General features: G+C 53.7%; 18 protein-coding genes and 1 tRNA gene. 9 read left to right on the top strand and 10 right to left on the bottom strand.

Annotated features, from left to right (window positions below):
- The first annotated feature begins 22 nt into the window (after nucleotides 1-22).
- Nucleotides 23-361 carry a P-II family nitrogen regulator gene (locus B9Z42_RS10040; RefSeq protein ID WP_100133233.1) on the top strand — a complete coding sequence of 113 codons (339 nt, stop codon included), beginning with the start codon at nucleotides 23-25 and terminating at the stop codon, nucleotides 359-361.
- A gap of 79 nt (nucleotides 362-440) precedes the next feature.
- Here B9Z42_RS10040 and B9Z42_RS10035 read toward each other — a convergent pair whose 3' ends face one another.
- From B9Z42_RS10035 to B9Z42_RS10010, 6 genes are read right to left on the bottom strand one after another with little or no spacing between them, the layout of a single operon-like run.
- A complete protein-coding gene (locus B9Z42_RS10035) occupies nucleotides 441-1,037 on the bottom strand; it encodes a TIGR00730 family Rossman fold protein (protein ID WP_100133232.1) in 597 nt (198 codons plus the stop codon).
- The gene (locus tag B9Z42_RS10030; protein ID WP_100133231.1) at nucleotides 1,034-1,420 is read right to left on the bottom strand and encodes a diacylglycerol kinase; all 387 of its coding nucleotides are present in this window, start codon (nucleotides 1,418-1,420) and stop codon (nucleotides 1,034-1,036) included. Before B9Z42_RS10030 ends, B9Z42_RS10035 begins: the two co-directional genes overlap by 4 nt.
- A 10-nt stretch (nucleotides 1,421-1,430) precedes the next feature.
- A complete protein-coding gene (locus B9Z42_RS10025; protein ID WP_100133230.1) occupies nucleotides 1,431-1,946 on the bottom strand; it encodes an RDD family protein in 516 nt (171 codons plus the stop codon).
- Entirely contained in the window at nucleotides 1,943-2,578 is a 636-nt protein-coding gene (locus B9Z42_RS10020) for a DUF3106 domain-containing protein (RefSeq protein WP_158235936.1), read from the bottom strand. The genes B9Z42_RS10025 and B9Z42_RS10020 overlap by 4 nt, the downstream gene beginning before the upstream one ends.
- A 42-nt stretch (nucleotides 2,579-2,620) precedes the next feature.
- A complete protein-coding gene (locus tag B9Z42_RS10015) occupies nucleotides 2,621-3,067 on the bottom strand; it encodes a DUF3619 family protein (protein WP_100133228.1) in 447 nt (148 codons plus the stop codon).
- Entirely contained in the window at nucleotides 3,064-3,630 is a 567-nt protein-coding gene (locus B9Z42_RS10010; RefSeq protein WP_100133227.1) for an RNA polymerase sigma factor, read from the bottom strand. The genes B9Z42_RS10015 and B9Z42_RS10010 overlap by 4 nt, the downstream gene beginning before the upstream one ends.
- A gap of 256 nt (nucleotides 3,631-3,886) precedes the next feature.
- Here B9Z42_RS10010 and B9Z42_RS10000 point away from each other — a divergent pair, with 256 nt between their 5' ends.
- From B9Z42_RS10000 to B9Z42_RS09975, 6 genes are all read left to right on the top strand, one after another.
- Complete coding sequence (locus B9Z42_RS10000) at nucleotides 3,887-5,659, top strand: acetolactate synthase 3 catalytic subunit (protein ID WP_100133225.1); 1,773 nt, start codon at nucleotides 3,887-3,889, stop codon at nucleotides 5,657-5,659.
- A gap of 16 nt (nucleotides 5,660-5,675) precedes the next feature.
- On the top strand, nucleotides 5,676-6,167 hold the full coding sequence (ilvN, locus tag B9Z42_RS09995) for an acetolactate synthase small subunit (RefSeq protein ID WP_100133224.1): 492 nt from the start codon (nucleotides 5,676-5,678) through the stop codon (nucleotides 6,165-6,167).
- Between the two features lie 36 nt (nucleotides 6,168-6,203).
- Nucleotides 6,204-7,220, top strand: a complete 1,017-nt coding sequence (ilvC, locus tag B9Z42_RS09990) for a ketol-acid reductoisomerase (protein ID WP_100133223.1) — start codon at nucleotides 6,204-6,206, stop codon at nucleotides 7,218-7,220.
- Between the two features lie 117 nt (nucleotides 7,221-7,337).
- Nucleotides 7,338-8,141 carry a CDP-diacylglycerol--serine O-phosphatidyltransferase gene (gene pssA, locus B9Z42_RS09985; protein WP_100133295.1) on the top strand — a complete coding sequence of 268 codons (804 nt, stop codon included), beginning with the start codon at nucleotides 7,338-7,340 and terminating at the stop codon, nucleotides 8,139-8,141.
- Nucleotides 8,142-8,341: 200 nt separating this feature from the next.
- A complete protein-coding gene (locus tag B9Z42_RS09980) occupies nucleotides 8,342-9,880 on the top strand; it encodes a 2-isopropylmalate synthase (protein WP_100133222.1) in 1,539 nt (512 codons plus the stop codon).
- A gap of 185 nt (nucleotides 9,881-10,065) precedes the next feature.
- Nucleotides 10,066-10,965, top strand: coding sequence for a serine hydrolase (locus B9Z42_RS09975; protein WP_369806868.1), 900 nt, complete (start codon nucleotides 10,066-10,068; stop codon nucleotides 10,963-10,965).
- 50 nt (nucleotides 10,966-11,015) lie between these two features.
- Here B9Z42_RS09975 and B9Z42_RS09970 read toward each other — a convergent pair whose 3' ends face one another.
- From B9Z42_RS09970 to aat, 3 genes are read right to left on the bottom strand one after another with little or no spacing between them, the layout of a single operon-like run.
- A complete protein-coding gene (locus B9Z42_RS09970; RefSeq protein WP_100133221.1) occupies nucleotides 11,016-11,801 on the bottom strand; it encodes an IclR family transcriptional regulator in 786 nt (261 codons plus the stop codon).
- Nucleotides 11,802-11,810: 9 nt separating this feature from the next.
- On the bottom strand, nucleotides 11,811-12,560 hold the full coding sequence (locus tag B9Z42_RS09965) for an arginyltransferase (RefSeq protein ID WP_100133220.1): 750 nt from the start codon (nucleotides 12,558-12,560) through the stop codon (nucleotides 11,811-11,813).
- A complete protein-coding gene (gene aat / locus B9Z42_RS09960) occupies nucleotides 12,560-13,321 on the bottom strand; it encodes a leucyl/phenylalanyl-tRNA--protein transferase (RefSeq protein ID WP_100133219.1) in 762 nt (253 codons plus the stop codon). Before aat ends, B9Z42_RS09965 begins: the two co-directional genes overlap by 1 nt.
- Nucleotides 13,322-13,429: 108 nt before the next feature.
- On the opposite strand from aat, the gene B9Z42_RS09955 reads away from it, so the two are divergent.
- Nucleotides 13,430-14,365: a M23 family metallopeptidase gene (locus B9Z42_RS09955; protein ID WP_199172021.1), complete on the top strand. Its 936-nt coding sequence runs from the start codon at nucleotides 13,430-13,432 to the stop codon at nucleotides 14,363-14,365.
- 25 nt (nucleotides 14,366-14,390) lie between these two features.
- Nucleotides 14,391-14,834 (top strand): polymer-forming cytoskeletal protein, encoded by a 444-nt coding sequence (locus tag B9Z42_RS09950; protein ID WP_100133218.1) that lies wholly within the window; start codon nucleotides 14,391-14,393, stop codon nucleotides 14,832-14,834.
- 76 nt (nucleotides 14,835-14,910) lie between these two features.
- On the opposite strand, the gene B9Z42_RS09945 is transcribed toward B9Z42_RS09950, so the two are convergent.
- A tRNA-Ser gene (locus tag B9Z42_RS09945) sits at nucleotides 14,911-15,001 on the bottom strand.
- Nucleotides 15,002-15,072: the final 71 nt, after the last annotated feature.

Raw genomic sequence — 15,072 nt, 5'->3', positions numbered from 1 at the left:
TTCAAGTTCAAGGAGTTTCCCCATGAAGCAAATTACCGCAGTGATCAAACCTTTCAAACTCGAAGAAGTGCGCGAAGCCTTGGCCGAGTGCGGCGTCACAGGCCTGACCGTCACCGAGGTCAAGGGTTTTGGGCGACAAAAAGGGCACACTGAGTTGTACCGTGGTGCCGAGTACGTGGTGGATTTTTTGCCAAAGGTGAAGGTCGAGGTGGTGGTGAAGTCCGAGGACGTTGACAACTGCGTCGATGCCATTGTTCGCGCGGCACGCACCGGAAAAATTGGTGACGGCAAGATTTTTGTGACCGCTGTGGAGCGTGTGGTGCGTATCCGTACCGGCGAATTGGACGAAACAGCCATTTGAGTTTCTGCGTCAAATGAAAAGCCGCCGTCTTTACAGACGGCGGCTTTTTTTCATGTTTCAGCGTTGAAGTTCGTTGGGCTTAGAGCATGGCTAATCGGGGCTGAGGGGCGAAACCAGCCGCTTGCACCAAATCGCGCAACAGGGTTTGAGGGTGCTCGCCGGTGCGAATCAAGTCCATCTGCCAGTCACTCAAAAAACCTTGAGTGACGCTATTTTTGGCAAAACTCAACAGACCGTCGTAATAACCTTGGGTATTGAGCAGCCCGATAGGTTTGTCGTGGTAGCCGAGTTGGCGCCATGTCCAAACTTCAAAGAATTCTTCAAAGGTGCCAATGCCGCCTGGTAAGGCCAAGAACACATCGGCGCGTTCGGCCATCATGCGTTTGCGCTCGTGCATGGTGTCCACCACATGCAGTTCGTTGCAGGCGGTGCGGGTGTTTTCTGTCGGTTGAAGTGCTTTGGGAATGATGCCCACGACGCGACCGCCAGCATCTGCCGTGGCTTGTGCGACCAAGCCCATGAGTCCGTTGTTGCCACCGCCGTAGACCAATTGGCCATGGTGGCTGCCAATCCATTGACCTACTTCGCGAGCCACATCTGCATAAATAGGCAAGACGCCATCGCGTGAACCACAGTAGACGCAGACTGAAAAAGCTGGGATGTTGTCAGAGGTCATGATGAGGCGATCACGTTGGTCCAAAGCGCGGCTGACCAAACACCCAAGCACAGCACCAGGCTCATCAGTACGGCGGCACTGCCAATGTCTTTGGCACGTTTGGCAAGTGCATGCCACTCAGGGCCAATTCGGTCGATGGCTGACTCGATGCCTGTGTTGAGCAACTCGACCACCATGACTAAAAAAACCACCGCGACGAGCATGGCGATTTCAAGCCAAGTTTTGCCTAGCCAAAATGCAGCAGGCACCAAGACAAAGGCTGCGATGGCTTCTTGGCGGAATGCTTTTTCAAACCAAGCGGCGCGCAAACCGCTGAGGGAGTAGCCAAAGGCATGAAAGAGGCGACTGAGCCCTGTGCGTTGCTTTTGAGGATTCACTTCCATGACGGTGCCCTTAGCGGCTCAATGGCTCGGAGTGAATGAGCCGAGTACCAGCCCAAACATCGTGCCAGAACTGGCCTTCCGGTTGAAAACGACTGAGCACGGCCCAGACACACGCCCAACCCAAAAGCAACAGCAAGGTTTCACCGCCAGACAGGGCCAAGCCAGAGATCACGATCAAGGGCGGCAAAAACCAAACCCAGCTCAACACGTAGCGCCACAAGGCACGCCCTTGAGAAAGGGCTTTGCCAGAGGTGTCAACCAGGCGAATACGCCAAGTTTTCATGGCGAGGGTCTGGCCTTTGTGACCAAACCAAGTGAAGTAAATACCAAAAATTAGGAACAAAAAAGCTTGCAAGCCGTGGCGATTATCAAGCGCATGCCGGGTTTGACTGAGCGTGCTGAACAAGTAGCCGGCCATGAACATGACGGCGAACAGAAGCAGACCTTCGTAAATCCAACAGGCCATGCGACGACGCAGGCTAGGCGTGCGGAGCGCCGCATCGGACGCCTCAAGGTTTGCGTTCATTCTGGGGAAACCGTGTTCTCGGGATTCAGCGCGGCGTCTGGTGAGGAAGCTGTTGTGGTGATAGGCAACAACGTAGCGGGGGCGGATTGATCGGAGGCAATGCGTGGCAGCGCTTTTGTTGAGCTGGCTGCTGGCGGTGTTGTGATTTTTCCAGCCGCCACAGGTTTGACGGCAGGCGCTACACCGGTCAAGGGTTTGATTTGTTGGGCTGCTAGTTTTTGCTTGGCCTCTTCAGGTAAGGCCGAGTAGGCTTCCCATTTGGCGCGTTTGTCTTCTTGAAGCAATTGCTGTGCATTTGCGAAATTCAGGCGAGCCGTTGCGCGTTGTTGTGCGGTCAATGCGGCCCATTCGCGCATGCGACTTTGGATGGTGGTGCGCTCGTCCGGTGAAAGCTGTGCAAAGTTTTGTGACACGGCGAGCCACTTGCGTTTGTGAGGCTCTGTCATCGATGGCCACAGCTGCACCAAAGGCGACAAGGCTTGTTGCTGGGCGGTTGTTAACTCGTGCCACTGGGGACGATTGGTCAGGGCGACTGCGCCTGAAGCTGTTGGTGAACCGGTGGCCGTTGCGGTCTGTGCTGCGCTAGGGTTGTCGATGGCCAAAACAAACACACTCACTAAAGTGAGTTGCATAAAACACAACGGTAATTGGCTCAAGACAGGCATAGGCACGATTTACTGTTGTGGGTCAGGAGTAGTGGGGTTTTTGAGGAACTGTAGGAAGCCTGGGTCCGCGTAAGCGGCAGGCGGCAAGTCATCGGTCAGCAGAACAGCGTCAATTTCTGCCAACTCGTTGGCACGATCGTCGTCCAAAATGGTGGAAATGAGGGCCAAACCCGCCACCAGAGCAATGAGTGGGAAGAAGGAAGCCAAACGGCTCCACAAATTCAGACCTTCGTCACCCAAATGAAGCAAGGCTGTACCGTTTTGTTGAACGCCAGCTTGGCTGAGTTGCAGTCGAGTTTGGGGAATAAGGCGGGCAGCTACAGCACGCGTGCGGGCTGCGCGAAGTCGTTCGGAGATGTCGTGAGGCAGGTCCAGGGTGTCGTTGTTGAGGCGGGCGGCGATGCGTTGCCCAAATTGGTCTTGAAGCGAGGGGCTGAGTGTGTGTGTAGTCGTCATGGTTGAATTCCCTTTGCTTTGAGCGCTTTGCTGAGCGCTAGAACGGCACGCGAACAGTGCGTTTTGACACTTCCTTCTGAACATCCCATGGCAGTTGCCGTCTCTGCAACATCGAGATCCTCCCAATAACGCAGCAAGAAGGCTTCTCGTTGACGTGCGGGCAAATTTTGTATCTCTTCTTCAATATCTTCCACGCGCGCAGTCATTGCGAAATTATCTTCTGCGCTCTGTGTCATTTGTGTGTCATTACCAACAACCAACGACTCTAAAAGGTCAAAGTCACTTTCCTCATGGCTGGATTCGAAATCGCTGAAGTTGCTGAACAAGGCACGTTTGGTTTTGTTTCGGCGAAACCAGTCCAACGTGGTGTTGGACAAAATGCGATGAAACAACATGGGCAGTTCATTGGCGGGCTTGTCCCCGTAATGCTCGGCGAGTTTCATCATGCTGTCTTGAACAATGTCAAGGGCCGCCTCATCGTCTCGAACGTGATAAATCGAGCGTTTGAAGGCTCGTTTTTCTACGCTGCGGAGGAAGTCGGAAAGTTCTTTTTCTGAAGCCACAAAGGACCGTGTTCAAGATGAGACGGGCGCGATTATGTCACTTGCTTAGCCATGCGTTTGCGCTCTGGCCGATGGGGGCATCGCTTGATGCCATAATAGCGGGCTGCAATTCGACAAAAAATAAGCAAACGGGTCTGGGTCCGACGCAATCACTCATGCGTCCATGGCTGAAGGCCTTAAGTTTCGACGCTGCCCCACAAGGGTTCGCCAAGAAGCACCCCGGGTTTTTCGTTGACGAAATTCACTAAGGTTAATCATGAATACTTCCACTGCGGATAAAAATTCCGCCACAGCCTTGAACGGGCAATCGCAGGAGCTGATGGGCTCTGAGATTCTCGTGAAAGCGCTTCAAGCTGAGAACGTCAAGTTCGTCTGGGGTTATCCAGGCGGCGCCGTTCTCTACATTTACGATGCTTTGTACAAGCAAGACACCATTCAGCATGTGCTGGTTCGCCATGAACAGGCGGCAGTCCATGCAGCAGACGGTTACGCGCGTGCGACGGGCGATGTGGGCGTTGCCCTCGTCACCTCAGGTCCAGGTGCTACCAATGCGGTGACCGGCATTGCGACTGCCTACATGGACAGCATTCCTATGGTGATCATCACCGGTCAAGTGCCTACGCACGCGATTGGCTTAGATGCTTTCCAAGAGTGCGACACCATTGGCATCACACGCCCAATCGTCAAACACAACTTTTTGGTCAAAGACGTCCGCGATTTAGCGGTCACGCTGAAAAAAGCATTTCACATTGCACGCAGTGGACGCCCCGGTCCTGTGGTGATTGATATTCCCAAGGACGTGTCTTTTAATAAGACCATGTTTGAGGGCTATCCCGCCGACGTGCAAATGCGCTCTTACAACCCCGTGCGCAAAGGCCACGGCGGTCAAATTCGTAAAGCCCTCCAATTGTTGATGGCGGCCAAGCGTCCTTACATCTACACCGGTGGCGGCGTGCTGTTGGGGAACGCTTCACAAGAGTTGCGCACCTTGGTCGACATGCTGGGCTATCCGTGTACCAACACCTTGATGGGTTTGGGCGCTTACCCTGCCAGCGATCCCAAGTTTTTGGGCATGTTGGGCATGCACGGCACCTTGGAAGCAAACAACGCCATGCAAAACTGCGATGTGTTGTTGGCCGTGGGCGCCCGTTTTGACGACCGCGTGATTGGCAATCCCAAGCACTTTGCGCAAAACGAACGCAAGATCATTCACATTGACATTGACCCCTCGAGTATTTCCAAGCGTGTGAAAGTGGACATCCCAATCGTGGGCGATGTCAAAGACGTGCTGGTCGAAATGATCGAGATGATCAAAGAGTCGGGTTTGAAGCCCGATTCGTCAGCGTTAGGCGGCTGGTGGGAAACCATCGACGCATGGCGCAAGCGCGATTGCATGAGTTACGACCGCGAGAACACGACGGTTATCAAACCTCAGTACGTGATCGAAACCTTGCACAAAATGACCAAGGGCACGGACACCTACATCACCTCTGATGTCGGTCAGCACCAAATGTGGGCGGCTCAGTACTACGGCTTTGACGAGCCACGCCGCTGGATCAACTCGGGCGGTCTGGGCACCATGGGCGTGGGTATTCCATACGCCATGGGCATCAAGTTGGCCAAGCCTGACAGCGAAGTGTTTTGCGTGACAGGTGAAGGTTCGGTCCAAATGTGTATCCAAGAGCTGTCCACCTGCTTGCAATACAACACGCCGATCAAGGTCATGGCGCTGAACAACCGCTACCTTGGCATGGTGCGTCAGTGGCAAGAGATCGAATATTCCGGCCGTTACAGCCACAGCTACATGGACGCTTTGCCCGACTTTGTGAAGTTGGCAGAAGCCTACGGCCACGTGGGCATGTTGATTGAGCGCCCTGAAGACGTGGAGCCTGCGTTGCGCGAAGCACGCAAACTCAAAGATCGCACGGTGTTCATGGACTTCCGCACGGACCCCACCGAGAACGTGTTTCCAATGGTCAAGGCTGGCAAGGGCATCACCGAAATGCTGTTGACCAGCGAAGATTTGTGATCAGGGAGAAATAGACATGAAACATATCATTTCCCTGATGCTCGAAAACGAACCTGGTGCACTCTCGCGTGTGGTCGGTTTGTTTTCTGCCCGAGGCTACAACATTGAGTCGTTGACGGTGGCCCCCACCGAAGACGCCAGCTTGTCGCGCATGACCATCCAAACCCACGGTTCAGATGATGTCATCGAGCAAATCACCAAGCACTTGAATCGCCTCATCGAAGTGGTCAAGGTGGTTGATTTGACCGAAGGTCCCTACACCGAGCGCGAGCTGATGCTCGTCAAAGTGCGCGCAGTGGGCAAAGAGCGTGAAGAGATGAAGCGCATGGCGGATATATTCCGTGGCCGCATCATTGACGTGACTGAGAAGAGCTACACCATTGAGCTGACGGGCGATTTGTCCAAGAACGACGCGTTCTTGGAGGCAATTGACCGTAGCGCAATTCTCGAAACTGTTCGCACGGGCGCTTGTGGCATCGGCCGCGGTGAGCGCATCTTGCGCGTTTGATTTCCAACCCCTTTCAAAAATTTTTTAGGAGAGACCATGAAGGTTTATTACGACAAAGACTGTGACTTGAGCCTGATCAAAGGCAAAACCGTGGCCATCCTTGGCTACGGCTCACAAGGCCACGCCCATGCACAAAACTTGAACGACAGCGGCGTTAAAGTCGTGGTCGGTTTGCGCACAGGTGGCGCATCTTGGGACAAAGTCGGCAAAGCCGGCTTGACCGTGATGGAAGTGAATGACGCAGTGAAAGCCGCTGACGTGGTCATGATCTTGTTGCCTGACGAAATGATCTCTGAGGTGTATGCCAACAACGTGGCCCCTCACATCAAGCAAGGCGCATCGTTGGCGTTTGCTCACGGCTTCAACGTCCATTACAACCAAGTCGTGCCACGCGCTGACTTGGACGTGTGGATGGTCGCACCGAAGGCCCCTGGCCACACCGTGCGCAACACTTACACCCAAGGTGGCGGCGTGCCTCACCTCGTGGCCGTGCACCAAGACAAGAGCGGCAAGGCCCGTGACTTGGCTTTGAGCTACGCCATGGCCAACGGTGGCGGCAAGGCCGGCATCATCGAAACCAACTTCAAAGAAGAAACCGAAACCGACTTGTTCGGCGAGCAAGCCGTGTTGTGCGGTGGTGCGGTTGAACTGGTGAAGATGGGCTTTGAGACTTTGGTCGAAGCTGGCTACGCCCCAGAAATGGCTTACTTCGAGTGCTTGCACGAGTTGAAGCTGATCGTTGACTTGATCTATGAAGGCGGCATCGCCAACATGAACTACTCGATCTCGAACAACGCCGAATACGGCGAGTACGTGACCGGTCCTGAAGTGATCAACGCACAAAGCCGTGAAGCCATGCGCAACGCTTTGAAGCGCATTCAAGATGGCGAATACGCCAAGATGTTCATCCAAGAAGGCCGCTTGAACTACCCAAGCATGACTGCACGCCGTCGCAACACCGCCGATCACCAGATCGAAGTGGTGGGTGGCCAACTGCGCGCCATGATGCCTTGGATCGCCAAGAACAAATTGGTTGACCAAACCCGCAACTAAGCCCGGCTTTTTTGCATGAACAAAGGCCACTTCGGTGGCCTTTGTCATTCATGGGCGAAGCTGAATTTTGAGCGTGCTAGCCCTTACACTCAACCCTTCATTTTGGGAGCAAGACGCATGTCTGATTTACACGATAGTGCTGAGGAAAACGTGCCTCGCAAACCCAGCAAGGGTATTTACGTCTTGCCCAACTTATTCACATTGGCGGCCTTGTTTGGTGGCTTTTATGCCATTGTGATGGCCATGAATGACCGATTTGAAATGGCGGCCATCGGTGTGTTTTGCGCCATGGTGCTAGACAGTTTGGATGGCCGCGTGGCCCGTATGACCAATACCCAAAGTGCTTTTGGCGAGCAAATGGACTCCCTGGCAGACATGGTGTCATTTGGTGCTGCGCCTGCTTTGATTTCTTACGAGTGGGCATTGAAGGGCGCAGGGCGCTGGGGTTGGGTGGCGGCCTTTGTGTACATCTCTTGTGCTGCTTTGCGTTTGGCTCGCTTCAACGTCAACACCGCTGTGGTAGATCGACGCTTTTTTCAAGGCTTGCCATCGCCCGCAGCTGCGGCGCTGGTGATGGGTTTCATTTGGGTGATGAATGACATGGGTTACAAAGGCTCAGAGGTCATGTGGCCCATGTTTGCCATGTGTTTGTATTCTGGGTTGACGATGGTGACCAACGTGCCTTTTTACAGCTTTAAAGACGTTCAAATGAAAAAGAGCGTGCCTTTCGCTGTCATCGTGATGTTGGCCTTGGTGATTGCCGTCATCAATATTCACCCGCCTATTGTGTTGTTTGCGCTCTTCATGTTTTATGGACTGAGTGGCTACGCCTTGTACGCTTGGCGGCGTGCCAAGGGCTTGCAAACCAGCGTTATCAGCATGTCCACGGATGAGCCCGATGAGCAAGGTTTGCACAAATGAGACAGGGAAGGGCTTGGGCTTTGTGCTAAATTCAGGCCATGCAAAATTTTTCGCTGACACTACTGCTTCTATCCCCCAACGGGCGGAGTTGGTAGCGCACGCGCAATCCCAAACAAGGCCCGTATGCAACCGCAGCGGGCCTTTTGCTTTGGGGTCGATCCACACGTTGCAGGTTTTTCAAGTTTTTAGGAGTTCTGACCATGACCGACAAGCTCATCATTTTTGACACCACCTTGCGTGACGGCGAACAATCGCCTGGCGCCTCTATGACGCGCGACGAAAAATTGCGCATCGCGCGCCAGTTGGAACGTCTGAAGGTGGATGTGATTGAAGCCGGTTTTGCTGCCAGCTCAAACGGTGACTTTGAAGCGGTTCAAGCTATTGCCAACGCCATCAAAGATTCGACCATTTGCTCTTTATCCCGTGCCAATGACCGAGACATCAGCCGTGCTGCCGAGGCCCTCAAAGGTGCCAACAGCGCCCGCATTCACACCTTCATTGCAACTTCGCCCTTGCACATGGAGAAGAAGTTGCGCATGTCGCCTGAACAGGTGCTGGAGCAGGCCAAGCAATCGGTGCGTTTCGCCCGGAATTTGGTGGGTGACATCGAGTTCAGCCCAGAAGACGGCTATCGCAGCGAGATGGACTTTCTCTGTCGCGTGATCGAAGCCGTGATCGCCGAAGGTGCCACCACCATCAATGTGCCTGACACGGTGGGTTACGCTGTGCCAGAGTTGTACGGCAACTTCATCAAAACCTTGCGTGAGCGCGTGCCCAACAGTGACAAAGCCATTTGGTCGGTGCACTGCCATAACGACTTGGGCATGGCGGTGGCCAACTCTTTGGCCGGCGTAAAGATCGGTGGCGCTCGTCAAGTGGAGTGCACGATCAATGGCTTGGGCGAGCGTGCTGGCAACTGTTCGTTGGAAGAAATTGTCATGGCCGTCAAGACGCGCAAAGACTATTTCGACTTGTCGATGGGTATCGATACCAAGCAGATCTTGGCTGCTAGCCGCATGGTGAGCCAAACCACGGGTTTTGTGGTCCAGCCGAACAAGGCGGTGGTAGGCGCAAATGCATTTGCGCATGCCTCTGGTATTCATCAAGATGGTGTGCTCAAAGCTCGCGATACCTATGAAATTATGCGTGCGGAAGACGTGGGCTGGAGCGCCAACAAAATTGTGTTGGGCAAACTCAGTGGTCGTAATGCCTTCAAACAACGCTTGGAAGATTTAGGCGTGCAAATGAACAGCGAAGCTGATACCAACACCGCCTTCGCCAAATTCAAAGAATTGGCAGATCGCAAGAGCGAAATTTTTGACGAAGACATCTTGGCGTTGGTCAGCGAAGAAAGCCTGATTGCAGAGAATGAGCAATTTGCCTTTGTTTCTTTGTCCCAGCACAGTGAGACCGGTGAGCGTCCCCATGCCAGCGTTGTGTTCACGTTGGCCGGCAAGGAAGTTCGCGGCGACGCCCATGGCAATGGCCCGGTGGACGCCTCACTCAAGGCGATCGAGTCCCATGTCAAGAGTGGCGCTGAGATGGTTTTGTATTCTGTCAACGCCATCAGTGGTTCTACAGAAAGCCAAGGTGAAGTGACGGTGCGTTTGCAAAATAGTGGACGCGTGGTGAACGGTGTGGGCTCTGACCCCGACATCGTGGTGGCATCTGCCAAGGCTTACTTAAGTGCGCTGAATAAGCTCCAAAGTAAATCCGATCGGGTAGCTGCCCAAGGTTAAGTTGTACAGAATTTAACTTCTTATCAGTTATCTCATGTAAATCGCGCAAGTCTTTGATCTTGCGCGATTTTTTGAATTTTGTTAAACTACACCTAATTCTGATTTTCAAGCCTAAGGATGCCACCTTGAAACGACTGCTACTCGCCATTTCTTTGGGCTGTTTGACCACTTTTTGTACCGTCGCCGTGCAAGCTGCGACCCCCCAAAAGCCAACAGTTCAAAAATCCAAGAAATTGGTGGCCAAGGCACCTATACGCAGCAAAGTGGGCAAAGTCATTCCCACCAAGCCATCTTTCGGTCACATCGCTGGTTTGCAGGCCACTGCTGATGATCTCGATTTGAAGTCCAGTGTGGCCTACGTGATTGACCAAGACACGCAAGAGGTTTTGCTTAGCAAAAATGACCGCGCTGTTTTGCCTATTGCATCCATCACCAAACTCATGACAGGTTTGATTGTGAGTGAGTCAAAGCTGCCAATGGATGAGGCGATCACCATCACCCAAGACGATGTTGATACAGAAAAGGGCAGCAGCTCACGCTTGCGCGTTGGCACCACGTTGACCCGTGGTGAACTGATGCATTTGTCCCTGATGTCTAGTGAGAACCGCGCAGCCCATGCCTTAGGTCGTACTTATCCTGGGGGGTTGTCGGTTTTCGTGGGGTTGATGAACACCAAAGCCGCCCAGTTGGGTATGCGCGACACACGCTACAGCGAACCAACTGGCCTGTCGAGTCAAAACCAATCCAGTGCCAAAGATTTGGCGACCTTGGTCGGGTTGGCTTACAACGATGCCATGTTGCGCGAGTTGTCAACGTCGCACAGTCATCAAGTAGAAGTGGGCAAGCGAACCTTGCAATACAACACGACCAACCGGTTGGTAAAGAACCCGAATTGGGACATTGGTTTGCAAAAAACTGGTTATATCTCTGAGGCGGGCCAGTGCTTGGTGATGCAAGCCAAAATAGCGGGCCGAAAGTTGATTTTGGTGTTCTTGGATTCAGCTGGCAAACTCAGCCGTATCGGGGACGCCGAGCGCGTGCGTCGTTGGGTGGAAGTGAACCACGCACAACGTCCGCAGACCTGAAACGCCACGTATCACAAAAAGGCCAGCCAATTTGCTGGCCTTTTTTCGCCTCATGTCGCGTTTAATTTGTCTTTGAAGCCCAACGCATGAGAAATCGCTTGGGTGGTCATTTGAAGCTTGGGCAACCATTCTTCATCGAGGCGGTCTGCGGGGGCTGAAATGGACAAACCTGCCACCAGTTTGCCTTGGTCGTCGTGAATACCTGAGGCCATGCAACGCACGCCGAGTTCGAGCTCTTCGTTGTCACGCGCCACGCCGTATTGGCGGGCTTTGGAGAGCTCGCGCTCAAGAACCGGCAACTGGGTGATGCTGTTGCGCGTTTGGCCGCTCAGACCAGTGCGGGTGGCGTAGGCGCGAACACGTTGGGCATCGTCCATGGCCAAGAACAATTTACCGACAGAGGTCAAGTGAAGCGGGGCACGGCCACCAATGGCGCGCACCACTTGCATGCCCGAGCGCTCGCTGAAGGCACGTTCCACATACACAATTTCGTCACCTTGGCGCACACTCAAATTGACAGGTTGTTGAATCAGCTTGTGCAATTCGCGCATGGGCTGGAAGGCCACATCGCGAACGTTCAGGCGATCTTTGACCAAATTGCCCAGCTCAAGTAGGCGCATGCCCAAGCGATAGCTTCCAGCCTCTGGACGCTCGACAAATCGACCGACAGCGAGATCGTTCAAGATGCGATGGGTTGTCGAGGGATGCAGCCCCGTTCGTTCGCTGATTTCTTTCAGCGTGATGGCCTCTTCGCGGGAGGCGAGAACGTCGATGAGCGAGAACATCCGCTCGATCACTTGAATGTTGGGAGTCGCGGGAACGGTAGATTTGCGCATCTCTATATTTTACTTGGTGAAATTAATGTCCACCCATTCGTTATTTTGGAGCAACTGAAAGGGCTGGAAATTGGTTTTGTAGCGCATTTTGGGGCTGTCCTCGACCCAATAGCCGAGATACACAAAGGGCAACTTCAATTGATGCGCATACTCGATCAGCCACATGACGTTGTAAGTGCCGTAGCTGGCCGAGTCGTGCGGATCGTAAAAGGTGTAGACCGCAGAGAGGCCGTCTTCTATTTCGTCCACGATCGATACCATTTTTAATGCACCCGGCGTGCCATCGTCGTTGGCAGGCGCTCTGAATTCAACCATTTGCGACCGAATCCGGCTTTGCAGCAAAAATTGTGCATATTGCTCGACGCTGTCTTGGTCCATCCCTCCACCAGGGTGGCGATGCCATTGGTAACGTTTATAAAACTCGTAATGTTCAGCTTCAAAATGCAGCGGTAAGAGGCGAGCGACCAAGTTCCCGTGTTTCTTCCAGGCACGTTTTTGGCTTCGTGTTGGTGCAAAGTCCTCTGTTTTCACACGCAAGGCCAAGCAGGCGCGACAGCTGTCGCAATATGGTCTGTACGTGAACAAGCCGCTGCGACGAAAACCTTGGCGGATTAGGGATGAATAGGCAGCGTCGTCAACTTGCTCACTGGGCGACGCCACTTGCGACCGTGCTGTGATATGGGTCAAATAACTGCACGGGTAAGGCGCCGTTGCATAAAACTGCAAAGGTTGTGCGGGCAAGTCTTGACGGTGTGTCATCACGCTTGGTGGCCTGGAGCTAAAAGTGCCTGCCAGTGTATCGGTTGAAGTTGCCAGTCAAGCGGACTCTGCGCTTGAGCTGCTGAAATGCCCTTGATAAAGACTGTCCGTTCAATTTCTTGTGCACCCAAAGAGGCCAAGTGACGGGTGTTTTGCTGGCAATCAATCCACGGGACACCTTGCGCTTTGGTTAGCGCGACCAAAGCCGATAGCGCGATCTTTGAGGCATCTGTTTGCAGGGCAAACATCGACTCGCCAAACACCGCGCGTCCCAGAGCGACGCAATACAGACCTCCAACAAGCTCGCCATTGACCCACGTCTCAACGCTGTGCGCGAATCCGGCCTGGTGAAGGTCCACGTAGGCTTTGATCATGTTGGGCACGATCCAGGTGCCTACTTTGCCTCCCCGGGGAGCGTTAGCGCATCGTTGCATCACGAGTTCAAAAGCGCTGTCCACCCGAATCTCGCAATCGGGTGCGGCTAAAAAAGCATGCAGTGTTTTGCGCAAAGACCGATGTAGTTTGAATGATGCAGGTTTGAGCACCATGCGCGGATCTGGAGACCACCACAAAACGGGTTGTCCTTCACTGAACCAAGGAAAGATGCCTAAGCCGTAGGCTTCCTGTAAACGCGGGGCCGAAAGGTCATTGCCAGCCGCGACGAGACCCGCCAGTTCAGTCCCCTGAGGTTGTGCTGTGGCGGCCTTGGGAAGGGCAGTGTTCGCCTCTAACCAAGGAATCGACGGTGTTGGATGGCTCATTCAGGGTTTTCTCTGCTGGCGTGAGGAAGTTATTGGGCTGAGAAATCCCTACAATTGTGAATGAATTTGTAGAACTCTTGTTCAACTTTCCGCTACTTGGAGCTACGTATGCAACTCATGTGGGTGTCTGGGCCCACCGCCACCGTGCGGACCATTTCCATCACGGCACGTACAGTGCTTTTGGGAGCCTGTGCGTCTGCGTTCGTCTTGGTGGCGTTGGGTGTTCTGTTGCATTTTGTTGGCTTTCGCATGGCCATCGAGTTCAGCCCCGGCCTTGCGCGAAGCATAGGGGGGGTGACGACGGAGGCGGAGCAGCAAAAATTAGAGGCCACTTACCGTGACCACTTGGACCAATTACGGCAAACCATGAACACGACCGTCCAAGAAATCCGCCAACTGGAAACGCTCAAGAACCGATTCATGGACATCGCTACGCCACCACAGGTTCGCGACAAATATGCCAAAAAAGAAGAGGCAAAAGGCGGCCCTTGGGTTCCGCCCCGTTACCAAAGTAACCGCAGCCAGCCTCTGCACCTAGATTTAGTCACAGCCCAAGACGAATTTTCGCAAACGCAAACTGCTTTGAAGTCTCTGGCGCAAACGTGGTCCACGCAGTTGAACTGGCTCAATGCTTTGCCCACAGGGGTGCCGATTGGCAAAGACTACCGTGTGACCAGCGGGTTTGGCATCCGTAACGACCCCTTCACTGGCCAGCTGGCGATGCACGAAGGACTTGATTTTGTAGCGGAGCATGGCTCAGGCATCGTGGCCACCGCTGCTGGAACTGTGACACGCTCAGCTTGGGATGCCTCTTACGGCAACGTGGTGGAAATCAGCCATTTGGAAGGTTTCACAACCCGTTATGCGCATCTGAGTCAGCGGATGGTGCAAGAGGGGCAGAAAGTTCAGCGCGGCGAAGTCATTGCGCGTCTCGGTAGCACAGGTCGTTCAACGGGCCCACACCTGCATTACGAAGTCATGCGCCATGATCGGGTGTTGAACCCAATGCAAATTTTGCTGCAAACCACCGCCAGCGCGCCTTAATTTCCCAGTCTCCACCAGGACCGCCATGTTTGAAAAACTCAAAGGCAAATCGTTTGCCCCCTCGCAAGAGCGCTTCGACACCATCATTGGCCGCACCACACACATTTATGGCCGTTTGGTGCTCTTAGACAGCGTGCGCATTGATGGCAAAGTCACCGGCAACATTGAAACGGGTAAAGACAACAAAGTCACGGTTGCCATTGGGCCGACGGGCGAAGTTGCTGGCGACATCACGGCACACCGCGTCATGGTGGCGGGCAAGGTTGAGGGAAACATCTATGCAGCTGAACGGGTTGAGTTTCACAAAGACTCGATCGTTCAGGGGGATATTTCCTATGGCTCTATTGCCATCGAGCACGGTGCCCGTTTGCTAGGGTTGGTGATTCAAAATCCGAATCAACCCGTGATGCAAGTCTCGGCAACGGATGCCCAAAATGCCATCCGCAAAGCCCAAGAAAGCAGGTCTTGATTCAGCGGTCTTGCTGTGGCCTGTCAGTTCGTCAAGACCATGAAAAAAGCCCCTGCGAGCAGGGGCTTTTTGGTTTTGGCGGAGCAAGCGGGATTCGAACCCGCGGTGGGCTATTAACCCACACACGCTTTCCAGGCGTGCGACTTAAACCACTCATCCATCGCTCCGAAGCCTTAGATTGTAACAGTGGGCGAGTACACTTCCGCGCTGTTGTTTAGTTGACGCTTAATTCTGTCGG

Origin of the sequence: Limnohabitans sp. B9-3, from assembly GCF_002778325.1 — a bacterium.
GTDB classification, from domain to species: domain Bacteria; phylum Pseudomonadota; class Gammaproteobacteria; order Burkholderiales; family Burkholderiaceae_C; genus Limnohabitans; species Limnohabitans kasalickyi.
This window is presented reverse-complemented; position numbering and strand designations above follow the sequence as displayed.